The following is a 24,213-nucleotide window of genomic DNA, read 5'->3' on the forward strand; positions in this document are numbered from 1 at the left end:
TTCAACATACAAATGAAGTGATGCAGTGACTAGAAATCGTGATGTAGCAGAACTGAAAGGCGAGCCGCGTCTGACCGTGCGATGCGGTTCGCATCTGATCGAAGTCGCGCCGCAGGCAGGCGGGCGCATCATGCGTTTCGCCACCGTCGATACGCGCGGCACACAGGAATGGCTCACGCCGATCACCGCCGCAAGCTGGCCCGCCGATGCGTGGCCCAAAGGCGGTTGCTATCCGCTGGTTCCGTTTTCCAATCGCGTGCGGGACTCGCATTTTCCGGGACCGGACGGGGAAACGGTGCGCGTATCGGCTTATTCGAGCATGGCGCATGCGTTGCACGGCTTCGGGCAATTCGCGGCATGGCGCGTCGAGAAGCACGAAGCGGATTGCATCGTTCTTCAATACGCACACGATGCAGGCGAGCACGGCTGGCCGTGGGCCTTCGAAGTCGAGCAAATCATCCGCGCGACCGAACAAGGCGCGTTGCTGTCGATGCGCGTAAAAAACCGTTCGAATCGTACGATGCCGGTCGGTCTCGGGTTCCATCCGTATTTCAATGCGCAGGATGCCGAACTAAATGCGACGACGACGTGGCGGCACGAAGGCGAAATCGCGATCGCGCCGGGCGACGAGCAACCGGCGCACCAGCACGAACGCGAATCGCAGGGTTACACGCGTTATCTGAGCGGATGGGACGGACACGCGACGCTGACATTCGATCAAGACCGCACGCTTGAGCTTAAAGCCGATGGCGTGCTGAACCATGTCGTCGTGCATTGTCCATCGGGCGCGGGTTATCTGTGCGTCGAACCGGTATCGCATGTCAGCGACGGCTTCAATCTCGACGCCAAAGGCATTCCCGGCACCGGCGTCGCGTTTATGCCGCCAGGTAGTGAAATAGCGGCGTCGCTCTCGATGGCAGCCGACGCGCACCCGGACCCACGCGCCGCCGACGCCGCCTGACGCGCGCCTGCATCGCGGTTTGCGCGCGCGATGTTTTCGACGGTGAGAAGCCACCGGCAAGCAGACAGGCATCGGGCTTCATGGCGACTTCTCCTCAACTAACGTGTGGCCGGCGTTTTGAAAAACGCCTCGACCAGTTCGACGATGCGCCATGTCGAACAAGGACGGCGGCAATGCGCATCGAAACCGGCTTCCTTGAGCGTCTGGACGGGATCGGCGGGCCAGACGTTGCTCATCGCGACGAGCAGGCGTCCGGTGAGATCGGCGTCCATACGCAGCGTGCGCATGAACACGTAGCCGGATTCATCGTCGAAACTGGTGTCGAGCAACAGCGCCTGCGGGTGCCAGTTGGTCAGCAGCGCCCGCAGGGATTTGAGATCCTGCGTATGGATGACTTGCAAGCCTTTCAGCCTAAGCTGGACGGCGAGCGTCTCGCCGACCGACTTGTCCTTGTGTGCGATCAACACGCGCCGCGATGAATCTCCGACGTGTGCCCGCTTGATACGCCACAACGCGAAATCACTCTCGTTGTCGGCTTGACGGCTTGACATCTCATCCTCCGGTTTTTTGAATGGTTTATTGGTTGATTTGATGCAAGCATTTTTGACCGCCCGTGCTTTCCGCTAAACCCGGCGCGGGGAGGGGCTTTCGAGGATTTTGGGGGACTGCCGAATGTATCCCTCCGAAATGAGGGTAGAAGTCAATCAGAGGCAGCGTAAGATCGGAACCGTTCTCGGGGATGTGCAATGGAAAATGGTTATTTCAAAACAGTATTGCTCGTAGAGGACGAAGGGCTGACTCGCAGCGCCATGAAAAGCCTCATTCTGGCGAACGAGCCCTTGCTCGAAATCGAAGAAGCCGACGGCTTCGAGCAGGCGAAGGAAAAGCTCTCTGCCCACAACTACGATTTGATGTTCCTCGACTACCATCTGCGGGGCCAGACCACTGGCATGGACCTGCTGAACTGGATACGCGAGGAAGAGCGCGAGGTGCAAACCATCATGCTTTCGGCGCAGGACGACCGGGACACGGTGCTGGAATGCATCAAGAATGGCGCTTGCGGGTTCATCTCCAAGGGCAGTGAGCAAGGCGCGGGCGTGTTCCGCGAGGCGCTCAAGACGATCCTCTCGGGGCGCGTCTATTTGCCAAACACCGTGCTGGGCAAGGGCGGACATAGTCCGAAGCCCGTGTCCACGCATGCCGGACCGACGATCGAATCGCTCGAATTGCCGCCCCGGCTGACGGAAACGCTGCGGTATCTGCTGCAAGGTCTGTCGAACAAGGCGATCGCGCGGAAGATGAACATCAGCGAAAACACGGCGAAGGAATATTCGAGCGATCTGCTGGCGCGCTTTCACGTGACACGGCGGACGTTTCTGATCGTCGAAATGGCGCGGCGGGGGATCGAGATGCCGTCGAGCCATACGTCGTCGGCTTCCTGACGGTTTTTAGCGATTCAAGACGCGGGCGTTTCCGAAAGGAACGCCCGCGTTGTCGTTTCACCGCTGCGTCCCTTTTGAGAAATTTCTCAAAATTCCGAGGATTTAATCTGCGGATGGTATGGTAGAGCCCGGTTATTTTTGAGACGGGAAACGTCTGGTGAATCGCAGTTCGATTTTCAAACAATGGATGGGCGCGGGGTCGGTTTTCGCCGCCGCCACGCTGACGCTCGGCGCGTGCGCGCCGCTTCCCCAACAAGGCGATGCAGCCGCGGCCCCGGCCGCATCCGCTGCTGTGGCGGCTCAGCCGGCATCGGCGGTTCCGGCGAAGACCGTTAAATCGCCGCTCGTGCAGGGTGAGCAGCGGATCGTGGTCGGCACGGCGAGCGGGTATCACAAGAGCCTGAAGGTCACCGCGCCGTCGCAGGTCTGCGATCAGGACGCCTTCGCCGATGGCGTGCGCTACGGCTATGCGCTGACGTGGAATCGTCTTATCGCGGAAACGGCGGCTGGCAAAAACGCCAAACGCCGCTTCGATCCCGCCTCGCTCCACTCACAGGACGATGAATACAAAATCCAGTGGGAAGGGAAGGAGCGCACGAACGCGTGCGCGTCGGATGGTTATCTGATCGGGCGCGTCGTCGGGACGCACCTCGCGGGCGTGGATTTGCGCGACGGCAAGCCGTCGTCCTGAGTGCGCTGAAGGTCAGTCGCAGGTGTGCGCGGCCGCTACGTAGCGGCTCGCCACCGCGACATCGCCGTACACCGTATAGCCGGTGCCGTTAGCCGATTGCTGCGCCACCGCCAGCACCACGGATTGGCTGGCAATTCCCTTCGATGGAATCGACACCGCCTGCGTATCCGCGCTGAGCGAATAGTCACGTACGCGCGGATCGAGCGCTGCCCACTTCGATTTCACGCATTTCGTGAAGTCGTAGGGCAGGAAATGCGATGTGCCCGAACCCACCGGCACGGTCTTGAGCAGCGCGTCATCCGTCGATGCACATCCCGTCAACGCCAGCGCGCCCGCAGCCACCAGCCCAATTTCAATGATATTTCTCATGTTTCCGATGCCTTTCTGTGCAGAATCCGCTTAATCTTGCCGTTCGAATCGTTCGCGATCTTACCGGACATTCGAAACCGCGATCGAACCCGCTAGTCTGACAAGTCGTAAAGACTGGCACAGACTATGCGACGCCTTTATGGACGCGGTTTCCGGCCCGAATCGGTCAAATCGGAACCTTTCGATTCGTGGTTATCCCAATATTAGTCAAGTCGCGTCAACCGCCGCCGTTATACAGGCGTTTCATGCGCTAAAGCCAGTTGTATGGCTTGGGCGCAAGCGGCGGGAGCCGAAAATCGCGCTCCACTGGAAGGGGGCGCGGCTTTCCCCTGACTCTAACGATTCGCGTCGTCGCCGGTTTTCTCCTCTACCGGCGCAACGCCAGCAAGTTCGATGGAACGCATGTCTCGCTCACAGTTGTTCGCCCGCATCCGCGCCTCAGTCCCGTTCGGCAACGGCCGTTCGCCGGGCGGGTTCGACTTCAAACGGCTCGCCGCGCCCGCGCTCACGCTGCTCGTTTGTGCGCTGCTGCTGGTCGTGTTCCAGCATCTGTCGCGCTCCGTCGATTACAAATCGGTGATCCACGCCTTGCGCGTGATGACGCCGATCGCCTGGGCGGGCGCACTCGGCGCGACCGCGCTTTCATTCGCCGCGCTGGTCGGACGCGATGCGGTCGGATTGCGTCATATCGGTGTATCGGTGCCGCGTTCGCTGCTGTGGGTCGGCGCGACGGTCGGTTCGGCGCTCGGCAACGTGACCGGTTTCGGCGCGCTGACGGGCGGAGCGGTGCGCTGCCGCGTGTATGGCGCAGCGGAAGTCACGCCCGCGCAAGTCGGCCGTCTGTCGATTTTCACCGGCGCGACGCTCGCGCTCTCGCTCGCATTCATGACGGCGGTCGGCATGCTGTTCGCCGCCGATACGCTGTCCGGCATGATGCGCCTGCCAACGGCGCTGCTTCAGACCATCGGCGCGGTGTCGCTGGCGGTGTTCGCGGCGATGGTCGTCGTCTGCGGCAAGGAACGCCGCACGCTGCAATATCGCTGGAAGTGGCTTGCGTTCAATATCCCGACGCGCCGCGATTTCGTCGCGCAAACGGCATTGGCCGTAGTCGATGTCTTCGGCGCAGGTCTCGCGCTGTGGGCGCTGCTGCCCGCCGCGCATGTCGGCTTCGGCGAATTCATGACGGTGTTTTCAGCCGCGATGCTGCTCGGCATGATCGGCCATACGCCGGGCGGCGTCGGCGTGTTCGAAGCGGCGATGGTATTCGCGCTCGGCGGCAGCGTGCAGACGCCTGACGTGCTGGCCGCGCTGCTGGCGTACCGCGCAATCTATTTCGGCTTGCCGCTGATTCTCTCCGCAGGCGTGATGGCCGCGTTCGAAGGCCGCGCGATGAAAGGGCGGTTCGCGTTCCTCAAGCCGCATCACGTTTCGCAACTCGCGCCGATGTTCCTGTCGATCGTCACCTTCGTGGTCGGCTCCATGCTCGTGATTTCCGGCGCGACGCCCGCGTTCAAAATGCGGATCGCGCTGCTCCAGACCGTGCTGCCGCTGTGGGTGCTGGAAAGCTCGCAATTGCTCGGTTCGGTGCTCGGCGTGCTGCTGCTGTTCGTCGCACGCGGTCTGATGCGCCGTCTCGATGCCGCGTGGTGGCTGGCGCTCGGCCTCGCGGTCGCCAACTTGCTGCTGTCGCTGATGAAGGGTCTGGCGTTCGTCGAAGTCGGCGTGCTGGCCTTCCTGATCGGCTTGCTGATTCTGACGCGCGACCGCTTCAATCGCCGTTCGTCGCTGTTCGCCGAGCGCTTCACGATGACATGGCTGTTTTCCATCGGCATGGTGATGGCGGTGGCGACGTGGATCATGTTCTTCGCCTTCCGCGACGTGCCGTATCAAAGCGATCTCTGGTGGCAATTCGCCTTCGATGAGCGCGCCCCGCGTGCCTTGCGCGCCACGCTCGCAGCCGGCGTATTCGCGCTGATCTTCGCCCTCTGGCAACTGCTGCGTCCTGCTGCGGGCCGCTTCGTGAAGCCCGCGCCGCAAGATCTCGCCGATGCCGCGCGCATCTTCCGCGCGCAGGAACGCAGCGACGCGGGCCTGGCGATGATGGGCGACAAGAGCTTCCTGTTCTCCGAGTCGCGCGAAGCCTTTTTGATGTACGCGAAACACGGCCGTACGTGGGCCGCGCTGCACGATCCGGTCGGTCCGCGCCGCGAATGGGCGGGGCTGATTCGCCAGTTTGTCGAACTCGCGCATAAGCACAATGGCCGCGCCGCGTTCTATCAGGTGCGCGCCGACGCCTTACCGCTCTATCTCGACGCCGGCCTCACGCTGATGAAGCTCGGCGAGGAAGCCCACGTCGCGCTGTCCGATTTCGATCTGAAAGGCTCGCATCGCTCGCATCTGCGATACGCGCTCAAACGCGGCGAACGCGATGGCTTCGACACCGAAGTGATCGGCCCGGACGGCATCGCCGCGAGCATGCCGATGCTGCGCGCGATTTCGGACGACTGGCTCGACAGCCGTTCCGCGCGCGAAAAGAGCTTCTCAGTCGCCGCTTTCAATGATGATTACCTCGCCGCGCAATCGGTGCTGCTGGTGCGCCAGCAAGGCGAGCCGGTCGCCTTCGTCACGTTCATGACGACGGATATGAACACGGAAGCGACCGTCGGCGTGATGCGCCATGTCGCGAGCGCATCGCCGTATGCGATGGAATATCTCTTCACCAAGCTCGCGCTTCATTTGAAGGAAGCGGGGTTCAAGTCGCTGTCGCTGGGTATCGCGCCGTTGTCGGGCATGGAACCGACACCGCTTGCCTCGCACTGGCATCGGCTGGCGGGATTGGTGTGGCGCTTCGGCGGACGCTTCTACAACTTCCGCGGATTGCGCGGATTCAAGAGCAAGTTCCAGCCGCGCTGGGAGCCGCGTTATCTGGCGGCATCCGGATCGGTTGGAGTGTTTTTCACTTTGGCGGACCTCTCACTTCTGGCCGGCGGCTGGCGTTCATGAAATACCTGAGTAAGAAATTTGCGATGACCGTGTTCGCCGGTCTCGCAACAGTGGCAGTTGGCGCAGTACACGCAACACAAGCAGCAGAAACCATCTCCGGCGGCAAATACGGCCAGGTCACGCTGACGAAACCCGTCGGCGACATGACCGGTTTCATCGTCCTGTTCTCCGAAAAAAGCGGCTGGAATGCTGCCGATCAACAAGCCGCCGACGCGCTCGCCGCCAAAGGCGCGATGGTGATCGGCGTCGATACGGAGCGCTACGCCGCGCGCCTGAAGACGGACAAGGAAGAGAAGACCTGCCACAACCTCGTCGGCGATGCGGAGAACATGAGCCATCAGCTCGAACGCACCGTGCAGACGAATCACTACTACGCGCCGATTCTGATCGGCACGGGTCAGGGCGCGATTCTGGCCGAGCGAACGCTCAAGCGCGCGCCGGACAATACGATTCTGGGCGCGGTATCGCTGGCGCCGGACGCGGAACTGGACGCGCGTTTCAATCCGTGCGCGCCGGATGCGGACATCATCCATCAGAAGGGATTGCCGGGCTTTTTGGAGCGCGCGGCTGCCATGCCGTCAGGCAAGTCGAAAGCCGATACGCTCGTGGCCATGGCCGCGCCGCATCTGAAAAAAGCCGAAGCGCTCGCCGAAGACGATGTCTCGGACCTGCCGCTGATCGAACTGCGCGCCGCGCAACCGACCGATCTGCTCGCCATCGTTATTTCCGGCGACGGAGGCTGGCGCGATCTCGACAAAACGATGGCGGTGGCTTTGCATAACGATGGCGTATCGGTGATCGGCATCGACTCGTTGCGTTATTTCTGGAGCGAGAAGTCGCCGCAGCAGACCGCGAACGATCTCGCGCGCGTCATTCGCACGTACAACGCGCGCTGGCATACGAGCCATGTGGCGCTGCTCGGCTACTCGTTCGGCGCGGATGTGATGCCGTTCGCGTACAACCGTCTGCCGGACGCGGTGCGCAATCAGGTGTCGTATATCTCGCTGATGGGCTTCGCGCCCGACGCGGATTTTCAGATTCGCGTGACGGGCTGGCTCGGCATGAAGGCGAGCGAGAAGGCGCTGAAAGTGCGTCCCGAACTTGCGAAGCTGCCGCCCGCGATGGTGCAGTGTATTTACGGCGAAAAGGAAGAAGACACGCTGTGCCCGTCGCTGACGAAGACGGGTATCGACGTGGTGAAGCTGCCGGGCGATCATCACTTCGGCGGTGATTATGACGTGCTCGCCAAGCGGATTCTGGCCGGATGGCGCAAGCAGATCGCGGAGAAGGCTGAGGCGGAAGCGGTGAAGACGCCGGTGCCGGTGGCGGGGCGGCATCGCTGAATCAAGGCCCACATCGCGCTACCATTCAGGGACTTCCCCCAAGGAGTCCCGCATGTCCCTGATCGATCACCTCGACCACATCGTTCTCACTTGCGTCGATGTAGAAGCAACCAAACGCTTCTACATCGACGTGCTGCAAATGCAACTGGAAACCTTCGGCGATGGCCGCATGGCGTTCCGGTTCGGCAATCAGAAAATCAATCTCCATCTGCGCGGCAAAGAGTTCGAGCCGAAGGCGCATTTGCCCGTGCCCGGCGCGCTCGATCTGTGTTTCATTGCCGCCGTGCCGCTCGATGAAGTCATCGCGCGGCTCGGCAAAATGAATGTCGAGATCATCGAAGGACCGGTTGAACGCACGGGCGCGACGCGCAAACTGCGATCGGTCTATATGCGCGATCCCGACTACAACCTGATCGAAATATCCGAGTTCATTTGAACGGGCCGAGATAGTCCCGTTTACCGATCGCCACGCCCAGATGACGCAAGATGTCGTGCGTCGTCACCACGTGAAAATAGAAGTTCGGCAGCCCGAATCCGAGCAAATAATCGACGCCCGAAAACGACGGCGCGAAGTCGCCGAATTTGAGCGTGATGGTGCGCGCATCGCTGTCGGCGAGCGTCGATTTATCGATGCCTTTCAAATACGCCACCGTCTTCGCAATGCGCTCCTGCAAGGCATCGAAACTGTCCTCGCTGTCTTCGAAGCGCGGCGCTCCCACATCGGACAAACGCGCGGCGGACATTTTCGCGGTGTCGCTGGCGCGCTGGATTTGCGCGACCAGCGGCAGCATATCGGGCGCGAGCCGCGCGCTCAGCATATCGGCCGGTGCGATGCCTTTCTCGGCCGCATGCGCCGCGCCTTTCTTCAGCAAGTCGGAACAGACTTCGAGTCCGCGAATGAACACGGGAATCGATGCGCGATACATCGTCAATGACATGGGAATGTGCTCCTTGGGTTTTGCGTTTTGTATTCAACGCGCAGGGTTCACAAGCATAGCGCCGGGCGCATCGGCTTGCTTGAACGAGCCGGACTTAACCCGAATGGCGCGCTTCCCACGCGGCAAGCGCCGCTTCGTAACGTTCGAGCGCTTCGTAGTAAAGATCGTAGACGCATGGATCGCAACCGCATTGGCAGCAATCGTCGGGATGCGGGCGTTCGGGTGGCGTCGGTCGTGGATCGTCGGTCATTTGGAATAGGGCGATTCGCGTGAGAAAGGCATTGTGCATTCGAAACGCGCAGAAGCCTTCCGCACGAGTGTCTATATTTTGGCGGCGCACCGTTCGCGATGAATGCCATACTTGGCGCGAGGCCGTGATTCGCCGGACATCACGATTGCGTCGACCGAACCGAAGGATTCTCTCGATGAACCAGACCGTCAGGCTTGCGATGCTGGGCGCGCTTGCATGCGCATGGATGGCCGGCTGCGCCACTGCGCCCGATCAACCGGGCGCGTCGGCAGCGGCGGCACAGGCATCGCAGTCTTCGCAAACGGCCTTCAGCGCCGAGATCCGCCGCACGCAGGACGGCATTCCGCATATCCGCGCGGCAGACTGGGGCAGTCTGGGCTTCGGCTACGGCTACGCGCAGGCGCAAGACAATCTCTGCACATTGGCCGATGGCTTCGTCACGTATCGCGGTGAGCGTGCGGAATATTTTGGTGCGGATGCGCGTCCGATATCGCCATCGACATTCGGCCAGCCGCGCAATCTCGATGCCGATTTCTTCTTCCGCTCTGTCGCCGATCAACCCGCCATCGAGCGATACCGCACGGCGCAATCGCCCGAGCTTCGTACGCTGATCGATGGCTTCGCCGCCGGTTACGACCACTATCTCACCGATCTGAACGCAAGCGGCTCACCCGGCGCGCACGCGGCGTGTCGCGGCAAGCCGTGGATCAAGCCGATCACCGCCGACGATATCTATCGACGCCTGATCGCCGCAAATCTCGCCGGTGGATCGGCGCGGTTCGTGCAGCCGATCGTGTCCGCGCATCCGCCGAAAGCGGGCACGCCACCGCGTGGCGACACCGCGCCGGGCGCGAATTCGACGAGCACTACGCTGCAATTTCCCATCGGCGAGTCACCCGGCATTGGCAGCAATGCGCTCGCGTTCGGCGCGCCGGTCATGCGCGACAGCCGCAGCATTCTGTTCGGCAATCCGCACTGGTTTTGGCGCGGCCCGGACCGGTTTTATCAGGCGCAACTGACGATTCCCGGCACGGTCAACGTCGCGGGCGTGTCGTTTCTCGGCGTGCCGCTGATCGTGCTCGGCTTTAACGAGAACATCGCGTGGACGCATACGGTGTCGAGCGCGCGGCGTTTCGGCATCTTCCAATTGACGCTCGATCCCGCCGATCCCACGCGCTATATGGTCGATGGCCAAAGCGAGCCGATGACGCCGGTGCCGCTGACCGTACGCGCCCGCCGCGCCGATGGCACGCTGGAAACGATCACGCGCACGCTGTATCGAACGCGATACGGCCCGGTGATCGACCTCTCGGCGATGGCGCCCGGCCTCGGCTGGAACGCCCAACGCGCCTATGCCATACGCGATGTGAACGCCGACAACACGCGCGCGTTCCAGAACTTATTCGCATGGAATCAGGCGCGCACGCTCAACGATTTCATCGCGATCCAGAAGCGCTATGCCGCCATCCCGTGGGCGAACACCTTCGCGATCGGCCGGGGCGATGCGCGCGTCTATTTCGCGGATATCGGCCCGATTCCCGACGTGCCCGACGCGCTCGCCGAATCCTGCACAACACCCGCCGGACGCGCCTTCGCGGGGCGAGTCCCCGGCGTGCCGTTCCTCGATGGATCGAAAAGCGCCTGCGCCTGGCGCGTCGATGCAGGCAGCGTGCAACCCGGCGCATTGCCGATCGATCAGCTTCCGACCGTCGTGCGCGGCGACTACGTCGGCAACTTCAACGATAGTTACTGGCTGACCAATGCCAACGCGCCGCTGACGGGCTATCCGCGTATCGCGGGCGCGACGGGCGTCGAGCAATCGCTGCGCACGCGATACGGCCATCTGCTCGCCGCGCGTTTGCAGCGCGAGCCGGGCGGCATCACGCGCGAGGCGCTCGAATCCGCCGTGCTCGAAGCCAATTCGATGTCCGAGCGGCTGTATCGCAAACCCTTGCTCGATGCCGTCTGCAACATAACCGACGCCCAGAGCGCGCTGAAAGACGCCTGCGACGTGCTGCGCAACTGGAACGGCAGCGCCGATATCGACGCACGCGGCGCGAATCTATGGGACGAGTTCTGGATGCGTGTGACGAAGATCGCGCCGGAGCGTCTGTACGCATCGAGCTTCGATCCAAACAAGCCGCTCGCCACGCCCAGCGGCTTCAATATCGACAATCCGGGTGTGGTGCAGGACTTGCGGCAGGCGCTCGGCGGCGCAGCGCTCGCGCTCAGCCTGAACGGTTTCCCGCTCGACTCGCGGCGCGGCGACTTGCTTTACACCGAACGCAACGGCGCGCGCGTGCCGCTATTCGGCGGCTGCGACGAGCAAGGCTATTTCACGGTCGTCTGCGCGCGCCGTCCGCTTGACAACAAGGGCTATCCGATGGACCCGAACGGGCAGGGCGACAGCTACGTGCAGGTCGTGAGCTTCGGCGCGGCGGCAGGCAGCGTGGAGGCGGACACCATGCTTTCTCACTCCGAATCCGACGACCCCGCATCGCCCCATTCCGGCGATGCAACGCGCGCGTTTTCAGCGAAACACTGGCAACGCTTCCCCTTCAGCGATCAGGCCATCGACACTGATCCGGGCGTGTCCCGCGTGGTGATTTCCGGCACGCCGCAATAACCCATGCGCACGCGCGTTTCATCCACCGAAAAAGCCTGAGCGCTTTGCTCCGGCGGGGTGAGACGCGCGCGAATCCCGTCTATCATGGAGGTTTGCCCGCATGGAAACACGCTCATGACACCCGGCGACAGCATTCATCAAGAAGCCGCGACTCAACTGGATTCCGCCGCGCTGCGCGAATTCGTCGATCGCAAATGGAACGACGAAATCGTTCCCGCCCTGACCGATTACATCGCGATCCCCGCCAAAAGCCCGATGTTCGATGCCGATTGGGCACGGCACGGTTTTATCGAACGCGTCGTCACGGATGCGGTCGATTGGGTGAAGACGCAGCCCGTCAAGGGTCTGAAAGTCGAGATCGTGCGCATGACTGGCCGCACGCCGGTGATCTTTTTCGAAGCGCCGGCTACGCGTTCCGGCAGCACGGAAACCATCGTGCTTTACGGCCATCTCGACAAACAGCCGGAATTCGAAGGCTGGCGCAGCGATCTCGGTCCGTGGACGCCGAAGCTCGAAAACGGCAAGCTCTACGGCCGTGGCGGCGCTGACGATGGTTACGCCACTTACGCCAGCATCACCGCCTTGGCCGCGCTCGATGCGCAGGGCGTGGAACGTCCGCGTTGCGTGGGCATCATTGAGACGTGCGAGGAATCGGGTAGTTACGATCTGCTGCCGTATATCGATGCACTGCGCGATCGCCTCGGCGATGTCGGCCTCGTGATCTGCCTTGACTCCGGCGCGGGCAATTACGATCAACTTTGGCTGACGACGTCATTGCGCGGCCTGGTAGCAGGCGATCTGGAAATTCAGGTGCTCGAAGAAGGGCTGCATTCGGGCGGTTACGGCGGCATCGCGCCATCGACTTTCCGCATCATGCGGCAACTGTTCGAGCGTCTCGAAGATGCGTCCACCGGCAACTTGCTGCCGAAAGATTTTCATTGCGCGATACCTTCGCAGCGTCTGCTCGAAGCCGAAGCCACCGCGCAAATCCTCGGCGACGACGTGTGGAAAAAGCTGCCGTGGGCCTGCGGGCAAGACGGCGGCAGCGTCTTGCCGACCACGACCGATCCGAAGGAAGCGCTGATCAATTCGACATGGCGGCCATCGCTGACGGTGACGGGCGCGTCCGGTCTCCCCGCACTCGCCGATGCCGGCAATGTGCTCGCGCCGCGCACAGCGTTCAAGCTGTCGCTGCGCCTGCCGCCGCTGGTCGAAGCGACGGAAGCCGTTGGCAAGCTCAAAGCACTGCTCGAACTCGATCCGCCGTATAACGCGAAGGTCACGTTCAAGCCGGAAACCGGCGCGGCGACAGGCTGGAGCGCGCCGGAACTCGCGCCGTGGCTGGCTTCATCGATGAATGACGCATCGCGTACGCACTTTGGTGCGGACCTCGCGTTTATGGGCCAAGGCGGCACCATTCCGCTGATGAACACGCTGAAAGAAGGCTTTCCGAAGTCGCAATTCATGGTGTGCGGCGTGCTCGGGCCGAAGTCGAACGCACACGGGCCGAACGAGTTTCTCGAAGTGGGCTATGCGCGCAAGTTGACGTCGGCGGTGGCCGAGGTCATTGCTTCCGCGCCGTAAGCGCTCGCAAGTTCAAATCGCCCGCATCGACATGCGGGCGTTTTTTTGCCCGTGAAACTGGTAAGGCCAGTTGATCGCCTGTAAAGTGATAAACCCCGCGTATCTTGAAAAAGACGCTCGCGAGCATTCACACGAAAGGAGACGACAGCCGCATGAACAAGCCCACCGAATCCACCGAACTGCGCATCGCGCCGGAAACGCTGCACGCCTATGTCCGCGCCATCTGGGAACACGCGGGCAGCGCGCCGCGCGAGGCCGAACTGGTCGCCGATCATCTGGTGATGGCGAATCTGTCGGGCCACGATTCCCACGGCGTCGGCATGATTCCGCGCTACACGGCATCGCTGGCGGAAGATCAGCTCAAGCTCAACACGCATGCCGAAATCGTCCGCGATGCGGGTGCGGTGTTGACCGTCGATGGCCGTAAGGGTTTCGGTCAGGTCGTGGCGTACGAGGCGATGGAGCACGGCATCGAACGCGCGAAAAAGCTCGGCGTGTGCGCGGTCGGTTTGCGCAATGCGCACCATATCGGGCGTATCGGACATTGGGCGGAGCAGTGCGCGAAGGCGGGGTTCGTATCGTTCCACTTCGTCAACGTGGCGGGCGATCCGCTGGTCGCGCCGTACGGTGGCATCGATCGCCGGTTCGGGACGAATCCGTTTTGTGCGGCGTACCCACGCGAGGGAAAAAGCCCGCTGGTGCTGGATTTCGCGACGGCGGGCATCGCGTATGGAAAGACGCGCGTGGCCTACAACAAGGGCGTGACGGTCGCGCCGGGTATGCTGCTCGATCATGAAGGCAAGCCGACCATCGAACCGAAAGTCATGCACGAGGAACCCTTCGGCACGCTGACCGCGTTCGGATTGCACAAGGGTTCGGGGCTCGCCGCGTTGTGCGAGATTTTCGGGGGCGCGCTGTCGGGCGGCTACACGACGCACGAAGACACGCTGGAAAAAAGCAGTGCGATCATCAACTGCATGACGTCGGTGATTCTCGACCCCAATGCCTTCGATGCACCCACCGCGCAAGCCGAAGCCGAAGCGTTCCTCGAATGGATGAAGGCATCGCCGCACGCAGAAGGGATCGACGCGATCTACGCGCCGGGCGAACCGGAAGAAGCGCGTCGCGCGGAACGCGGCGCGAACGGCATTGCGATCGATCCGACGACTTGGAAGCAAATCCGCGAGTCGGCGGTGAAGTCGGGGATGACGGAAGCGGAGATTGAGAAGTACGCGTCGGCTTTGAAGTAAGCGTAATCACGAAAAAGCGGCGAAATTGGCTTGACCAATTTCGCCGCTTCTAGCTGTTTTTAGCTCTTAGCGCACCATTTCCTTTTCGATCCAGTCGATCACCGACGTCCGCTTCGGCTCCCAACCCAGCAGCTTTCGAGCGCGCTCACCGCGCACGCGGCTGTTCGATCCGAGGCCGTAGTTGGCCATTTCGTAGCCCCATTCTTCCACGGCCTTTTCCAGCGGCCAGTCTTCCGGACCGCCGAGCTTGAGCGCCTTCGCCATCGCCGCCGTCATGTCGCGGAACTGCGCTTCGCCGCTTTCGACGAAATAGAACGTGCCCGCAGGCGTCTTGTCGAGCGCGCGTCGATACACCTCGACCACATCGTCGATATGCACGTTCGACCAGATATTCAGCCCGCGCCCGACATGACGCACGATGCCGCTCTTGCGCGCCTGCTTCTCCAGACGCGGCAACTGCACGCTGGCGGTATCGGCGACTGCGCCGTGGCCGTAGATCAGCGTGTTGCAGAGCACGGCGGAACGCACGCCGCGACGGGCCGCGTCCAAAACGAGATTGTCGATCGCCACGCGCGCCGCCTTGTCTTCGGTCGGCTCGGGCAATGTGTCTTCGGTGTAGATGGCGTCGGTGGTGGAATCGCCGCCGCACGCATCGCCGACAATGCTCGATCCGCTCGTATGCAGCAACGGCTTGTCCGTGCCTGCCAGCGCGCCGATCAGCGCTTCGACCGCGCCGCGATGATCGCTGCTGGCCGCGTTGATGACGGCGTCGGCCGCGCGCGCTTCGGTGGCGAGCAGGGCGGTATCGTCCAGACTGCCGACGACCGGTTCGATGCCGAGGCGCTTCAACTCAGCGCTCTGTTCCGCACGACGAATCAGACCGCGCACTGTGTGGCCATCGCGCGCCAGTCCCGCCGCAATCGATCCGCCGATAAACCCGCCCGCACCCGTGATGAAAATGTTCATGCTATCGCTCCTGTGTTTGATGGAAGCAGTATGAGCGTTATCGACTTTTGCAGAAACAGTGTTAGTCTCAAATGAAACTTGACTCAGAATCAACAATCCTTGAAAACCAATACGGATGAATTGCAGGTCTTCGTGACCGTGATCGATAGCGGTTCGATGACGGCGGCGGCCGAAACGCTTCAGCAGACGGTGTCGGGCGTCAGCCGAACGCTCACGCGTCTGGAAAAGAAACTCGACGTCACGCTCGTACGCCGCACCACGCGCCGCCTGCAACTCACGGAAGAAGGCGAACTGTTTCTCACCCGCGCCCGCGCGATCCTCGCCGCGATGGACGACGCGGAAGAAACCATCTCGCGTCGTCGCGAGCGTCCGGCGGGGCGTCTGCGCGTGGACGCGGCATCGCCATTTATGCTTCATTGCATCGTGCCGCACGTGCGGGCGTTCGCCGAACGTTATCCGGAGATCACGCTCGAACTGACGAGCAACGAGCGGATCATCGACTTATTGGAACAGCGCGTGGATGTGGCGATTCGCATCGGCGCATTGCAGGATTCCACGCTGCATGCGCGCTCGCTCGGCAGCAGCCGTCTGCGCGTGCTCGCGAGTCCCGCGTATCTGGCCGAACACGGCGAACCACGCGATATCGATGATCTGCTGCGCGCGCGTCTGATCGGGTTCACCGCGCCTGAAAGCCTCAACGATTGGCCGCTGCGGCACGGTAACGCCAGTTTCGTCACGATTCGCCCGACGCTCAGCGCATCGAGCGGGGAAACGATTCGCCAGTTGGCAATCGATGGCAGCGGCATCGCCTGTCTCGCCGATTTCATGACCGCCGCAGACGTCCGCGCGGGCCGTCTGCGTCCAATTCTCGACGATGCCTTGATCGACGTACGCCAATCCATCAACGCGGTTTTCTATCAAAGCGAGTCGATGGCGGCCCGGGCGCGCGCGTTTCTGGATTTTCTGGCCGAGCGGCTGAGCGTTTGATTGCGCAACGTTTAGAAATACTTCGATTCAGTCCCGGCCGTCGCAAAACTACCATTCCCGGCTGATCATAAGTCGCGGCTGCGTTGGTCGCTTGATGTTGTCGGTCGTCGCGCGGCAGCGACCGCACGTAATCGAAGATTGTGTCCGGATCGTTTGATGCATCGGGCACAGGAGAATTGAAGTTGACAGCGAACACCCAGATTCAAACCGCAGAACAATGCTTCGAACAGGGCGTGGCGGAGCATCAGCAGGGCCTGATCTCGCAAGCCGAAGCTGCATACCGCAAGGCAATCGAACTCGATCCCGCGCACGCGGCGGCGCTCAATAATCTCGGCGTTCTGCTCGAAGGGCGCGGGGAGTCCAACCAAGCCGAAGCGCTTTATCGCGCGGCTTTATCGTCGAATCCGACTTACGCCGATGCACTCAATAACCTCGGTCTGCTCCTCGCCGCGTCGGGCCGGGCGGCAGACGCGGAAGCCGTCTACGCGCATGCCATCGACAATCATTTCGCCGATTCGACCACGTACCGGCAATGCGGCAATCTGCTCGCCTCGATCGGCCTGCTCGACACGGCCGAGGCGTCGCTACGGCACGCGCTGACGCTCGGCGGCGATCCGTACCCGACTCTGCTCGATCTAAGCAGCGTATTGGCCCGACAGCAGCGACCGGCCGAGGCCGCGCAACGCTTGCTGGAAGCGCTTGCGCGCCGTCCGGCATCGCCGGTCGCGCACGCACGGCTTGGCGCGCTGCTGCAATCGATGCAGCGTCTCGACGAAGCCGAGGCGCATTTGCGCGAATCGCTACGTATCGAGCCGAATCAGCCGGAGACGTTATGCGATCTCGCGGCGCTTTTTCAGAACACAGGCCGTCACGCCGATGCCGAGGCCTGCCTGCACCAGGCTGCGTCGCTCGCTCCGGGGCACCTGCGCGCGCACGGAAGTCTCGGCAATCTGTATCTCGCCGCCGCCCGCTATGCCGAGGCCGAAGCGAGTTTCCGCCGCGCGCTGGCAATCGATGCATCGTCCGTGGAAGCGCTGAATAACCTTGCGCGCGTGCTCGAATCGACACACCGCTCCAAGGAAGCCGAAGAAAACTATCGCCGCGTGCTGGAGATCGACCCGAGCCGCGTTCCGACGCAACTGAATCTGAGCATGTCGATGCTGCGCGATGGCCGCTTTGAGGAAGCGTGGCCGCTCTACGAATCGCGCTATGCCGAATCGAGCTTCTGGGGCGACGAAGCCGCCTTGCGCGTCAAGCCGCAACTTCCAGCGCAGGAATGGCAGGGCGAATCACTGAAGGATCGCTCGCTGTTGGTGTGGCCCGAGCAGGGTTACGGCGACAGCCTGCAATTCGCGCGCTATTTTCCATTGCTCAAGGCCAAGGGTCTCAAGCAGTTGACTGTGGTTTGTCCGCGCGCGCTCGTCAGCCTGTTCGAGCGTATCGAAGGCGTGGATACGTGTCTGCCGCTCGAAGACGCCCGAGACCTGCCAAAACACGATTTCTGGTGCTTCACGATGAGCGTGCCGCTGCAGATGGGCACCACGCTCGCCAACGTGCCGGCATCCGTGCCGTATCTCACCGCATCCGCCGAGCGTATTGCTCATTGGGAAGCGCGTGTGCCCGAAGCGCCGCTGAATGTCGGGCTGGTGTGGGCCGGCGATCCGCGTCCGCAACTCAACAGCGCGCATGAAACAGATCAACGCCGATCGTTGCACGCGCGCGCCTTTTTGCCCTTGCTTAACACGCCGGGCGTGCGCTTTGTCAGCCTGCAGAAGGGTGCGTCAACTCAGCCGCAGATCGACGAACTGCCGCCAGCCGTCCGTCCGCTCGATCTGATGCACGAAGTCGAAAGCTTCGCCGATACCGCCGCGATCATCACGCAACTCGATCTGATCATTACCGTGGACACCTCCGTCGCCCATCTCGCAGCGGCAATGGGCAAGCCGGTCTGGATGCTCTCGCGCTACGACGGCTGCTGGCGCTGGCTCAACGATCGCGACGATTCGCCGTGGTATCCGACCATGCGCCTGTTCCGGCAGGTCCGGCCCGGCGACTGGGACGAAGTGATCGGGCGCGTGCAGAAGGCGCTGACCGAGCGCGCCGATGCGGCTCCGGTACAGGCTGCGGTGCAAACGAAGAGAAAGGGACCATCCAAGTCCGGCGCAAGCGGCAAGAAGAAGTCCTGACGCATACGGAGCACGAAAAGACGTCGAACAGTGGATACTCGCTGTTCGATTCTTTTTTACTCTGTTGGCTCCGACCATGTCCGCTATCAAACTCATCAACGCGCCGGGTTTGCCCATCCCGGCCGGCCATTACAGCCACGCGACGCGAGCAGGCAATCTCGTCTGCGTCTCGGGACAACTGCCGGTTCGCGCGGACGGCACGCATACCGGCGATCGCCCTTTCGAAGAACAGGTCGAGCAAGTCTTTGCCAATCTGCGCGCGGTGCTCGAAGCGGCGGGCGCGAGCTTGCGCGACTGCATCGAAGTGACGGTTTATCTGGTCGATGTCGAGCACTGGAAAGCGTTCAACACAATCTACGCGCGCCATTTCGGTGACTGGAAGCCCGCGCGCGCCGTGGTGCCGGTGAGTGCGTTGCACTACGGCTATCTCGTCGAGATCGCGGCGCGGGCCTGGGTCGAGCGCTAAGCCAGATCGAGCGCGCGCGTCAGATCGCCGAGCGGCGCTTCGCCGTTCGCCGCGAACGCGCGATCACGCGCCGCCACGCCGTCGAGCGGTTCGAGATCGTGCACGCGCGAGATGAAACGCAGGATCGAATTGGTGTCGTACACGGTGTGATCGACGTAGCCTTTTTTGGCGTACGGCGAAATGACCAGCGCCGGAATGCGCGAACCCGGTCCCCAGCGATCGCCCTTCGGCGGCGAGACGTGATCCCACCAGCCGCCGTTTTCATCGACCGTGACGATGATGACCGTGTTGTCCCACTGCGGCCCGCGCTGAATATGCTCCACCACCGACGCGATATGCCGGTCTCCCGACGCGACATCTGCATAGCCCGCGTGCATATTCAGATTGCCCTGCGGCTTGTAGAAGGTCACGGCAGGCAGTCGGCCCGCGTCGATATCGGCGATCAGTTTGTTGGTGGAGGCATCATCGCCCAGACCGCCGTCGCGCAAATGTTGCGCGCGCGCCTGCGTGCCGGGCGCGAAATTCCTGAAGTAATTGAACGGTTGATGGTGATACTGAAAATCCGGCATGGATCCCGTGTCGCGATTGTCCAGCGCGTATTGCCACGCGCCGCTGTACCACGCCCAGTCGATTCCTTTCGCCGACAAGCGGTCGCCAATCGTCGCGTACGTCTGCGGCGTCAGCACGCTCACGTTCGATGCATCCGCAAAGCGCGGATCGCCGCCCGGCGCGGGGCGCACGTTGCTCGGCTGGTACGGCGGGAACATGGTATTGACCGCGTAGCCATCCGCCGTGAGCGCGCCATCGCGTACGAATTTGGGCGGACCTTCGAGCGCGGACTTCGGTGAATCGGGCGCGAGTTTGAGGCGCGAACTGGTGAGATCGTCGCTATCCACTACGGCGAGCAGTTTCGCGGCGGGGCCGTTCTTCGCATCGGGATAGAAAGGTGCCTGCGCCGAGATCAGGAAAATGTGGTTCAGCCACGAGCCACCGAACGCGGACATAAAGAAGTTGTCGCACAGCGTGTATTGCTGCGCGAGACCCCATAAACGAAGCGTATCGGGCGAATTCGCGTAGTGGCCCATCACGAGACCGCCGGAATCGCCCCACGCGGCGAACTGATTGTTGCGGCCGGCGTTGATCTGCATCTGGTTCTGATAGAAGCGGTGCACCAGATCGCGCGTGATAACCGAATTGGGCAGCGGCGCACCGTGCGCATCGGCAATCTGGAAGGGGGCGTTACGCAAATCGGCGATTTGCTGCTCGGTGATCGCGTAGCGCTTGCCGTCCACTTCCTGCGCCTGCGGCACCAGACCGCCCCAGATTTTCGGCAGCCCGGGCATGGGTGTCACGCCGTCGCGGTCCAGTTGCGTGTAGCGCGATGCAGGCACCGCCGACAACGGATATTGCACGCCCGGATAGTTGCCGTAGAGGTTCGTGAAACTGCGGTTTTCCGCGTAAATCACGACGATCTGCTTGACCTTGGCGGAAAGCGTGCGGTCGAGCGAGATATCTGCGGCGGTCTTTGGCGTGGCCTGCTTCTGGTCGAACACGTTACAGCCACCGAGTGACAGACCTGCGGACAAACCCGCGAGACCGACGCCCGCCGCCAGCAGCCTGCGCCGCGCGGGATCGGCGGGAGCGTCGTCGTCGGAAGGGTGACCGTGCTGCGAATGCTCGTTCTCGTTCATCGCTCGACTCCTGTTGACAGGCGGCACGCGCAGGCGCGCGTGTGCGCATTATCGACGGCAAAAGATGACGCGCGGATTATCTCGCGCCCCGCTTCGGTGCCGTACGGCTCTTGCGCCGCTACGTCAGCCGATAGAAAGCGCATGATGCCGTATCGTCAGGCCGGGCGATACTCGGCCAAACGGCATAGGCCAGATGGACAAAAATATGTGCAAATGGCTTATGTCTTTTGACCGACTGGAAACCGCCGCGCGCGGTGACTAACATCAACTGAAGATCAGTTTGGCTCCGACGAGAACCAGCGTCGCGGCGAGCAGGTGCCGCAGCAGCGCTTCGGGCGCTTTCGAGGACAGCGCGCTGCCGATCGCAATGCCCGGAATCGAGCCGACCAGCAGCGAGCCGAGCAGCGACCAATCGACGGAACCGAGCATCCAGTGGCCCGCGCCCGCAATCAGCGTCAGCGGCACCGCGTGCGCCACATCGGAACCGACGATGCGAACCGTCGCCAGGCGCGGATACAGCAGGAGCAGCACCGTTACGCCGATCGCGCCCGCGCCGACCGAAGTAATCGACACGAGCACGCCGAGAACAGCGCCGGTAAAGATGGTCCAGAATGTCGTGCGGCCGGGATGCTCGGGCCGTCCCTGTCCTTTTCGATAGGCGAAGCGAGCAAGTTGCGGCCGGAAAATCAGCGAAACGGCCGTGATAAGCAGCGCCGAGCCGAGAATGCGCTGAATCAGCCGGGCGGTATCGGGCGAAGCAATGCCGTGCTGATGCAGGAAATAGAGCGTGATGGCGGCAGCCGGCACGCTGCCCGCCGCGAGCCGGCCGGTAATGCGCCAGTCCACCGAGCCTTTGATACCGTGCACCAGCGTGCCTGCGGTCTTGGTGGCGGCGGCGTAGAGCAGATCGGTGCCGACCGCGGTGGCCGGATGGATGCCGAACAGCAGCACGAGCAGCGGCGTCATCAGCGAACCGCCGCCCACGCCCGTCAGTCCGACCAGAAAGCCGACCGCGAGCCCTGAAGCGGAATAAAGTAAGTCGATATGCATGCGCGCGGAGAACCCGTCAGGCGTGTCGGAGTCGAAAAACCGTCGATGATAGCCGGTAAGCGACTCACTTGCTGCATGAAAGCCACGGCGCCAGGCGCGCCGGGGATCAATCCTTTCACGTCAATTTCAGGAAGGTGCAATGGATACACAAGAACAGAAGCAGCAGCAACAACAGCAACAAAATCAATCCGGCGTGGACGATCCGTTCATCCCGACCGAACAGGCCAACGCGCCCGGCTTGCGTCAGTACGTGCTGAAATCGGGCAATACGTTTGCGGTCTACGACGCCAACGGCGACATGCACGGCGGCGACGACGGCCTGTTCGTCAACGATACACGCGTGCTGTCGGAACTGACGCTGACGTTCGGCGGGCGCGCGCCGTCGCTGCTTTCAGGTAGCGTTTCGAGCGATAACGCGGTTTTCACGGCGCACTTGACGAATAAACCGCTGCCGCCCATCGGCGGGGCGCGCACGCCTGAAGGCGTGATTCACGTCGAGCGAAAACGCGTGCTGTCGGGGCATGTGCTGCATGAGAGCATCGTGTTAACGAACTACGGTACGGAGCCTTCGACCGTGCCGCTGTCCATCTCCTTCAAGGCGGACTTTCTCGACATGTTCGAGGTGCGCGGCGCGAAGCGAGGAAAGCGCGGCACGTTGCGCCCGCCGGTGATCGAGAATGGTGAAGTCGTGCTGCGATATATCGGTCTGGACGAAGTGGAGCGCACCGCGCGCATCCAGTTCACGCCCGCACCCGATGTGCTGTCGCCCACGCGCGCCGATTACGCGCTGCATATTCAATCGGAAACGGCTATCTCCGTTTATCTGTCGGTCACAGCCGTCACACACGCGCTGAGCGACGCGAGCGAGGAAAGCAAGCGCAACGCCGCCGAAGCTGCGGAGTGCGCGCCGGAGTCGGGGCGGCCTGCCATTCGCGAAGCGCTGGTCGATGCGCACCGTCGCATGCGCGACCGCCGTCGTGCCAGCGCGCGCGTGCGATCGAGCAATCCTTTGTTCAGCGAATGGATCGACCGTTCGTTTGCCGATCTTGGCTTGCTGACGACCGACCTGGACACCGGCCCATATCCATACGCCGGCATTCCGTGGTTCTCGACCGCATTCGGGCGTGACGCGATCATCACGTCCTTGCAAATGCTCTGGCTGCATCCGACGCTCGCGCGCGGCGTGCTGCGCTTTCTGGCCGAGCATCAGGCGAAGGAAGACTCGCCGTTCCGCGATGCCGAAGTCGGCAAGATCATGCACGAGACGCGCAAAAGCGAAATGGCCGCGACGGGCGAAGTGCCGTTCGCGCTGTATTACGGCGGCGTCGATAGCACACCGTTGTTTATCGTGCTGGCGGGCGCGTACGCCGAGCGCACCGGCGACACCGAATTGATCGACGAAATCTGGCCGTCGCTGCAACTCGCGGCGCAATGGGTCGCGCGTCACTGCGATCAGAACCCGAACGGCTTGCTCGATTATCAACGCGCCACCGAGCACGGACTTGCCAATCAAGGCTGGAAGGACAGTCACGATTCCGTGTTCCATGCCGACGGCAAATTCCCCATCGGGCCGATTGCGCTGGTCGAAGTGCAGGCCTACGCATCGACCGCGTTTTCGACCATGGCGCGTCTCGCCCGCGAGCGCGGCGAGCATGACGGCGTCGATGAATACGAGCGTCGTGCGCGCCATATCCGCGAGAAGGTCGAAGCGATGTATTGGATGCCGGAAGCGGAGTTCTACGGCATCGCGCTCGATGGAAAGGGCGCGCTGTGCGAAGTGCTGTCGTCCAACGCGGGGCATTTGCTCGCCTTCGATCTGGTCGATCGTCAGCGCGGCGAAGCGGTAGCGCGTCAACTGGAATCGGCGCTGTTTCACACCGGCTGGGGCGTGCGCACGCTTGCAGCGGGCCAGCCGCGCTTCAATCCGATGTCGTATCACAATGGCTCGGTGTGGCCGCACGACACGGCGCTGTGCGCACGCGGCCTCGCGCGATACGGCGAACGCGGCGCGGCAGTCGGCATCTTGCAGGCGTTGTTCGAAGCCGCCGTCACGTTCGATATGCGTCTGCCCGAACTGTTCTGCGGCTTCACGCGACAGCGCGGCGAACGGCCGATCGCCTATCCGGTCGCGTGTCTGCCGCAGGCGTGGGCAGCGGGCGCGCCGTTCATGATTCTGGAAGCCTGTCTCGGCGTCAGTGTCGATGCGCTCAACAATGAAATCCGCATCGATCGTCCGCAGTTACCGGAAGGTATCGACTGGCTGGAAATCGGTGATTTGCGACTGGGCGAGAAGAACGTGACGATTACGTTCCGGCGCGTCGGCGGGCAAGTGGTGCCGTCGGTGGACGGCGAGGCGCGGGTCGTCGCGGTGCTTTAAAAGCGGAACGGACGCCTGAGTATTCGAGGCGTC

The 24,213-nt window shown here is 62.4% G+C and carries 20 protein-coding genes; 13 read left to right on the plus strand and 7 right to left on the minus strand.

The genetic code is table 11. The annotated features are described in order from the left end of the window. The first annotated feature begins 25 nt into the window (after nt 1-25). Nucleotides 26-961, plus strand: a complete 936-nt coding sequence (locus P7F28_RS17905; RefSeq protein WP_277185889.1) for an aldose epimerase — start codon at nt 26-28, stop codon at nt 959-961. Nucleotides 962-1,059: 98 nt separating this feature from the next. On the opposite strand, the gene P7F28_RS17910 is transcribed toward P7F28_RS17905, so the two are convergent. Beyond that, the gene (locus P7F28_RS17910; RefSeq protein WP_277185891.1) at nt 1,060-1,512 is read right to left on the minus strand and encodes a histidine kinase; all 453 of its coding nucleotides are present in this window, start codon (nt 1,510-1,512) and stop codon (nt 1,060-1,062) included. A 195-nt stretch (nt 1,513-1,707) separates the two neighbouring features. Between P7F28_RS17910 and P7F28_RS17915 the strand changes: the two genes are divergently transcribed. Together P7F28_RS17915 and P7F28_RS17920 are read left to right on the plus strand one after the other, a co-directional pair. Continuing rightward, nucleotides 1,708-2,403, plus strand: coding sequence for a response regulator transcription factor (locus tag P7F28_RS17915; protein WP_277185892.1), 696 nt, complete (start codon nt 1,708-1,710; stop codon nt 2,401-2,403). 157 nt (nt 2,404-2,560) lie between these two features. Beyond that, complete coding sequence (locus tag P7F28_RS17920; RefSeq protein WP_277185893.1) at nt 2,561-3,094, plus strand: hypothetical protein; 534 nt, start codon at nt 2,561-2,563, stop codon at nt 3,092-3,094. A 12-nt stretch (nt 3,095-3,106) separates the two neighbouring features. Here the strand turns inward: P7F28_RS17920 and P7F28_RS17925 are convergent, their stop codons facing one another. Next, nucleotides 3,107-3,463: a hypothetical protein gene (locus tag P7F28_RS17925; RefSeq protein WP_277185894.1), complete on the minus strand. Its 357-nt coding sequence runs from the start codon at nt 3,461-3,463 to the stop codon at nt 3,107-3,109. Between the two features lie 402 nt (nt 3,464-3,865). Here P7F28_RS17925 and mprF point away from each other — a divergent pair, with 402 nt between their 5' ends. Genes mprF through P7F28_RS17940 form a run of 3 tightly spaced genes read left to right on the plus strand, consistent with a single transcriptional unit; the run spans nt 3,866 to nt 8,245 of the window. Then, a complete protein-coding gene (gene mprF, locus P7F28_RS17930; protein WP_277185896.1) occupies nt 3,866-6,466 on the plus strand; it encodes a bifunctional lysylphosphatidylglycerol flippase/synthetase MprF in 2,601 nt (866 codons plus the stop codon). Then, a complete protein-coding gene (locus tag P7F28_RS17935; RefSeq protein WP_277185898.1) occupies nt 6,463-7,809 on the plus strand; it encodes an AcvB/VirJ family lysyl-phosphatidylglycerol hydrolase in 1,347 nt (448 codons plus the stop codon). The genes mprF and P7F28_RS17935 overlap by 4 nt, the downstream gene beginning before the upstream one ends. Nucleotides 7,810-7,861: 52 nt before the next feature. Further along, nucleotides 7,862-8,245 (plus strand): VOC family protein, encoded by a 384-nt coding sequence (locus P7F28_RS17940; protein WP_277185900.1) that lies wholly within the window; start codon nt 7,862-7,864, stop codon nt 8,243-8,245. Here P7F28_RS17940 and P7F28_RS17945 read toward each other — a convergent pair. Both P7F28_RS17945 and P7F28_RS17950 read right to left on the minus strand, forming a co-directional pair. Continuing rightward, nucleotides 8,238-8,747: a DUF1993 family protein gene (locus P7F28_RS17945; protein ID WP_277185902.1), complete on the minus strand. Its 510-nt coding sequence runs from the start codon at nt 8,745-8,747 to the stop codon at nt 8,238-8,240. The two genes, P7F28_RS17940 and P7F28_RS17945, sit on opposite strands and share 8 nt — an antisense overlap. 94 nt (nt 8,748-8,841) lie before the next feature. Further along, nucleotides 8,842-8,997 carry an oxidoreductase-like domain-containing protein gene (locus P7F28_RS17950; RefSeq protein WP_277185904.1) on the minus strand — a complete coding sequence of 52 codons (156 nt, stop codon included), beginning with the start codon at nt 8,995-8,997 and terminating at the stop codon, nt 8,842-8,844. A gap of 175 nt (nt 8,998-9,172) precedes the next feature. Here P7F28_RS17950 and P7F28_RS17955 point away from each other — a divergent pair, with 175 nt between their 5' ends. The 3 genes from P7F28_RS17955 (at nt 9,173) to P7F28_RS17965 (ending at nt 14,457) form a co-directional block, all read left to right on the plus strand. After that, nucleotides 9,173-11,623, plus strand: coding sequence for a penicillin acylase family protein (locus P7F28_RS17955; RefSeq protein WP_277185906.1), 2,451 nt, complete (start codon nt 9,173-9,175; stop codon nt 11,621-11,623). Nucleotides 11,624-11,737: 114 nt separating this feature from the next. Further along, the gene (locus P7F28_RS17960; protein ID WP_277185908.1) at nt 11,738-13,207 is read left to right on the plus strand and encodes a M20 family metallopeptidase; all 1,470 of its coding nucleotides are present in this window, start codon (nt 11,738-11,740) and stop codon (nt 13,205-13,207) included. A 152-nt stretch (nt 13,208-13,359) separates the two neighbouring features. Continuing rightward, a complete protein-coding gene (locus P7F28_RS17965; protein WP_277185909.1) occupies nt 13,360-14,457 on the plus strand; it encodes a malate/lactate/ureidoglycolate dehydrogenase in 1,098 nt (365 codons plus the stop codon). Between the two features lie 66 nt (nt 14,458-14,523). Here the strand turns inward: P7F28_RS17965 and P7F28_RS17970 are convergent, their stop codons facing one another. Continuing rightward, complete coding sequence (locus P7F28_RS17970; RefSeq protein ID WP_277185911.1) at nt 14,524-15,423, minus strand: NAD-dependent epimerase/dehydratase family protein; 900 nt, start codon at nt 15,421-15,423, stop codon at nt 14,524-14,526. A gap of 99 nt (nt 15,424-15,522) precedes the next feature. On the opposite strand from P7F28_RS17970, the gene P7F28_RS17975 reads away from it, so the two are divergent. The 3 genes from P7F28_RS17975 (at nt 15,523) to P7F28_RS17985 (ending at nt 19,062) form a co-directional block, all read left to right on the plus strand. After that, nucleotides 15,523-16,410 carry a LysR family transcriptional regulator gene (locus P7F28_RS17975; RefSeq protein WP_277185912.1) on the plus strand — a complete coding sequence of 296 codons (888 nt, stop codon included), beginning with the start codon at nt 15,523-15,525 and terminating at the stop codon, nt 16,408-16,410. Between the two features lie 182 nt (nt 16,411-16,592). Beyond that, the gene (locus P7F28_RS17980) at nt 16,593-18,596 is read left to right on the plus strand and encodes a tetratricopeptide repeat protein (RefSeq protein WP_277185914.1); all 2,004 of its coding nucleotides are present in this window, start codon (nt 16,593-16,595) and stop codon (nt 18,594-18,596) included. 76 nt (nt 18,597-18,672) lie between these two features. Continuing rightward, nucleotides 18,673-19,062, plus strand: a complete 390-nt coding sequence (locus tag P7F28_RS17985) for a RidA family protein (RefSeq protein WP_277185916.1) — start codon at nt 18,673-18,675, stop codon at nt 19,060-19,062. Here P7F28_RS17985 and P7F28_RS17990 read toward each other — a convergent pair. Then, nucleotides 19,059-20,753 (minus strand): acid phosphatase, encoded by a 1,695-nt coding sequence (locus P7F28_RS17990; protein WP_277185918.1) that lies wholly within the window; start codon nt 20,751-20,753, stop codon nt 19,059-19,061. The genes P7F28_RS17985 and P7F28_RS17990 overlap by 4 nt on opposite strands. Before the next feature lie 264 nt (nt 20,754-21,017). Further along, the gene (locus P7F28_RS17995) at nt 21,018-21,803 is read right to left on the minus strand and encodes a sulfite exporter TauE/SafE family protein (protein ID WP_277185919.1); all 786 of its coding nucleotides are present in this window, start codon (nt 21,801-21,803) and stop codon (nt 21,018-21,020) included. A gap of 139 nt (nt 21,804-21,942) precedes the next feature. On the opposite strand from P7F28_RS17995, the gene P7F28_RS18000 reads away from it, so the two are divergent. Next, a complete protein-coding gene (locus tag P7F28_RS18000) occupies nt 21,943-24,180 on the plus strand; it encodes an amylo-alpha-1,6-glucosidase (RefSeq protein ID WP_277185921.1) in 2,238 nt (745 codons plus the stop codon). The last annotated feature ends 33 nt before the right edge of the window (nt 24,181-24,213 follow it).

Source organism: Caballeronia sp. BR00000012568055, assembly GCF_029439455.1.
GTDB lineage: Bacteria > Pseudomonadota > Gammaproteobacteria > Burkholderiales > Burkholderiaceae > Caballeronia.

Excerpts from the sequence above, each read along its gene's own strand:
- P7F28_RS17910 (WP_277185891.1), bottom strand. The coding sequence starts at position 1,512 with ATGTCAAGCCGTCAAGCCGACAACGAGAGTGATTTCGCGTTGTGGCGT.
- P7F28_RS17915 (WP_277185892.1), top strand. The coding sequence starts at position 1,708 with ATGGAAAATGGTTATTTCAAAACAGTATTGCTCGTAGAGGACGAAGGG.
- P7F28_RS17925 (WP_277185894.1), bottom strand. The coding sequence starts at position 3,463 with ATGAGAAATATCATTGAAATTGGGCTGGTGGCTGCGGGCGCGCTGGCG.
- mprF (WP_277185896.1), top strand. The coding sequence starts at position 3,866 with ATGTCTCGCTCACAGTTGTTCGCCCGCATCCGCGCCTCAGTCCCGTTC.
- P7F28_RS17935 (WP_277185898.1), top strand. The coding sequence starts at position 6,463 with ATGAAATACCTGAGTAAGAAATTTGCGATGACCGTGTTCGCCGGTCTC.
- P7F28_RS17940 (WP_277185900.1), top strand. The coding sequence starts at position 7,862 with ATGTCCCTGATCGATCACCTCGACCACATCGTTCTCACTTGCGTCGAT.
- P7F28_RS17945 (WP_277185902.1), bottom strand. The coding sequence starts at position 8,747 with ATGTCATTGACGATGTATCGCGCATCGATTCCCGTGTTCATTCGCGGA.
- P7F28_RS17950 (WP_277185904.1), bottom strand. The coding sequence starts at position 8,997 with ATGACCGACGATCCACGACCGACGCCACCCGAACGCCCGCATCCCGAC.
- P7F28_RS17955 (WP_277185906.1), top strand. The coding sequence starts at position 9,173 with ATGAACCAGACCGTCAGGCTTGCGATGCTGGGCGCGCTTGCATGCGCA.
- P7F28_RS17960 (WP_277185908.1), top strand. The coding sequence starts at position 11,738 with ATGACACCCGGCGACAGCATTCATCAAGAAGCCGCGACTCAACTGGAT.
- P7F28_RS17965 (WP_277185909.1), top strand. The coding sequence starts at position 13,360 with ATGAACAAGCCCACCGAATCCACCGAACTGCGCATCGCGCCGGAAACG.
- P7F28_RS17970 (WP_277185911.1), bottom strand. The coding sequence starts at position 15,423 with ATGAACATTTTCATCACGGGTGCGGGCGGGTTTATCGGCGGATCGATT.
- P7F28_RS17985 (WP_277185916.1), top strand. The coding sequence starts at position 18,673 with ATGTCCGCTATCAAACTCATCAACGCGCCGGGTTTGCCCATCCCGGCC.
- P7F28_RS17990 (WP_277185918.1), bottom strand. The coding sequence starts at position 20,753 with ATGAACGAGAACGAGCATTCGCAGCACGGTCACCCTTCCGACGACGAC.
- P7F28_RS17995 (WP_277185919.1), bottom strand. The coding sequence starts at position 21,803 with ATGCATATCGACTTACTTTATTCCGCTTCAGGGCTCGCGGTCGGCTTT.
- P7F28_RS18000 (WP_277185921.1), top strand. The coding sequence starts at position 21,943 with ATGGATACACAAGAACAGAAGCAGCAGCAACAACAGCAACAAAATCAA.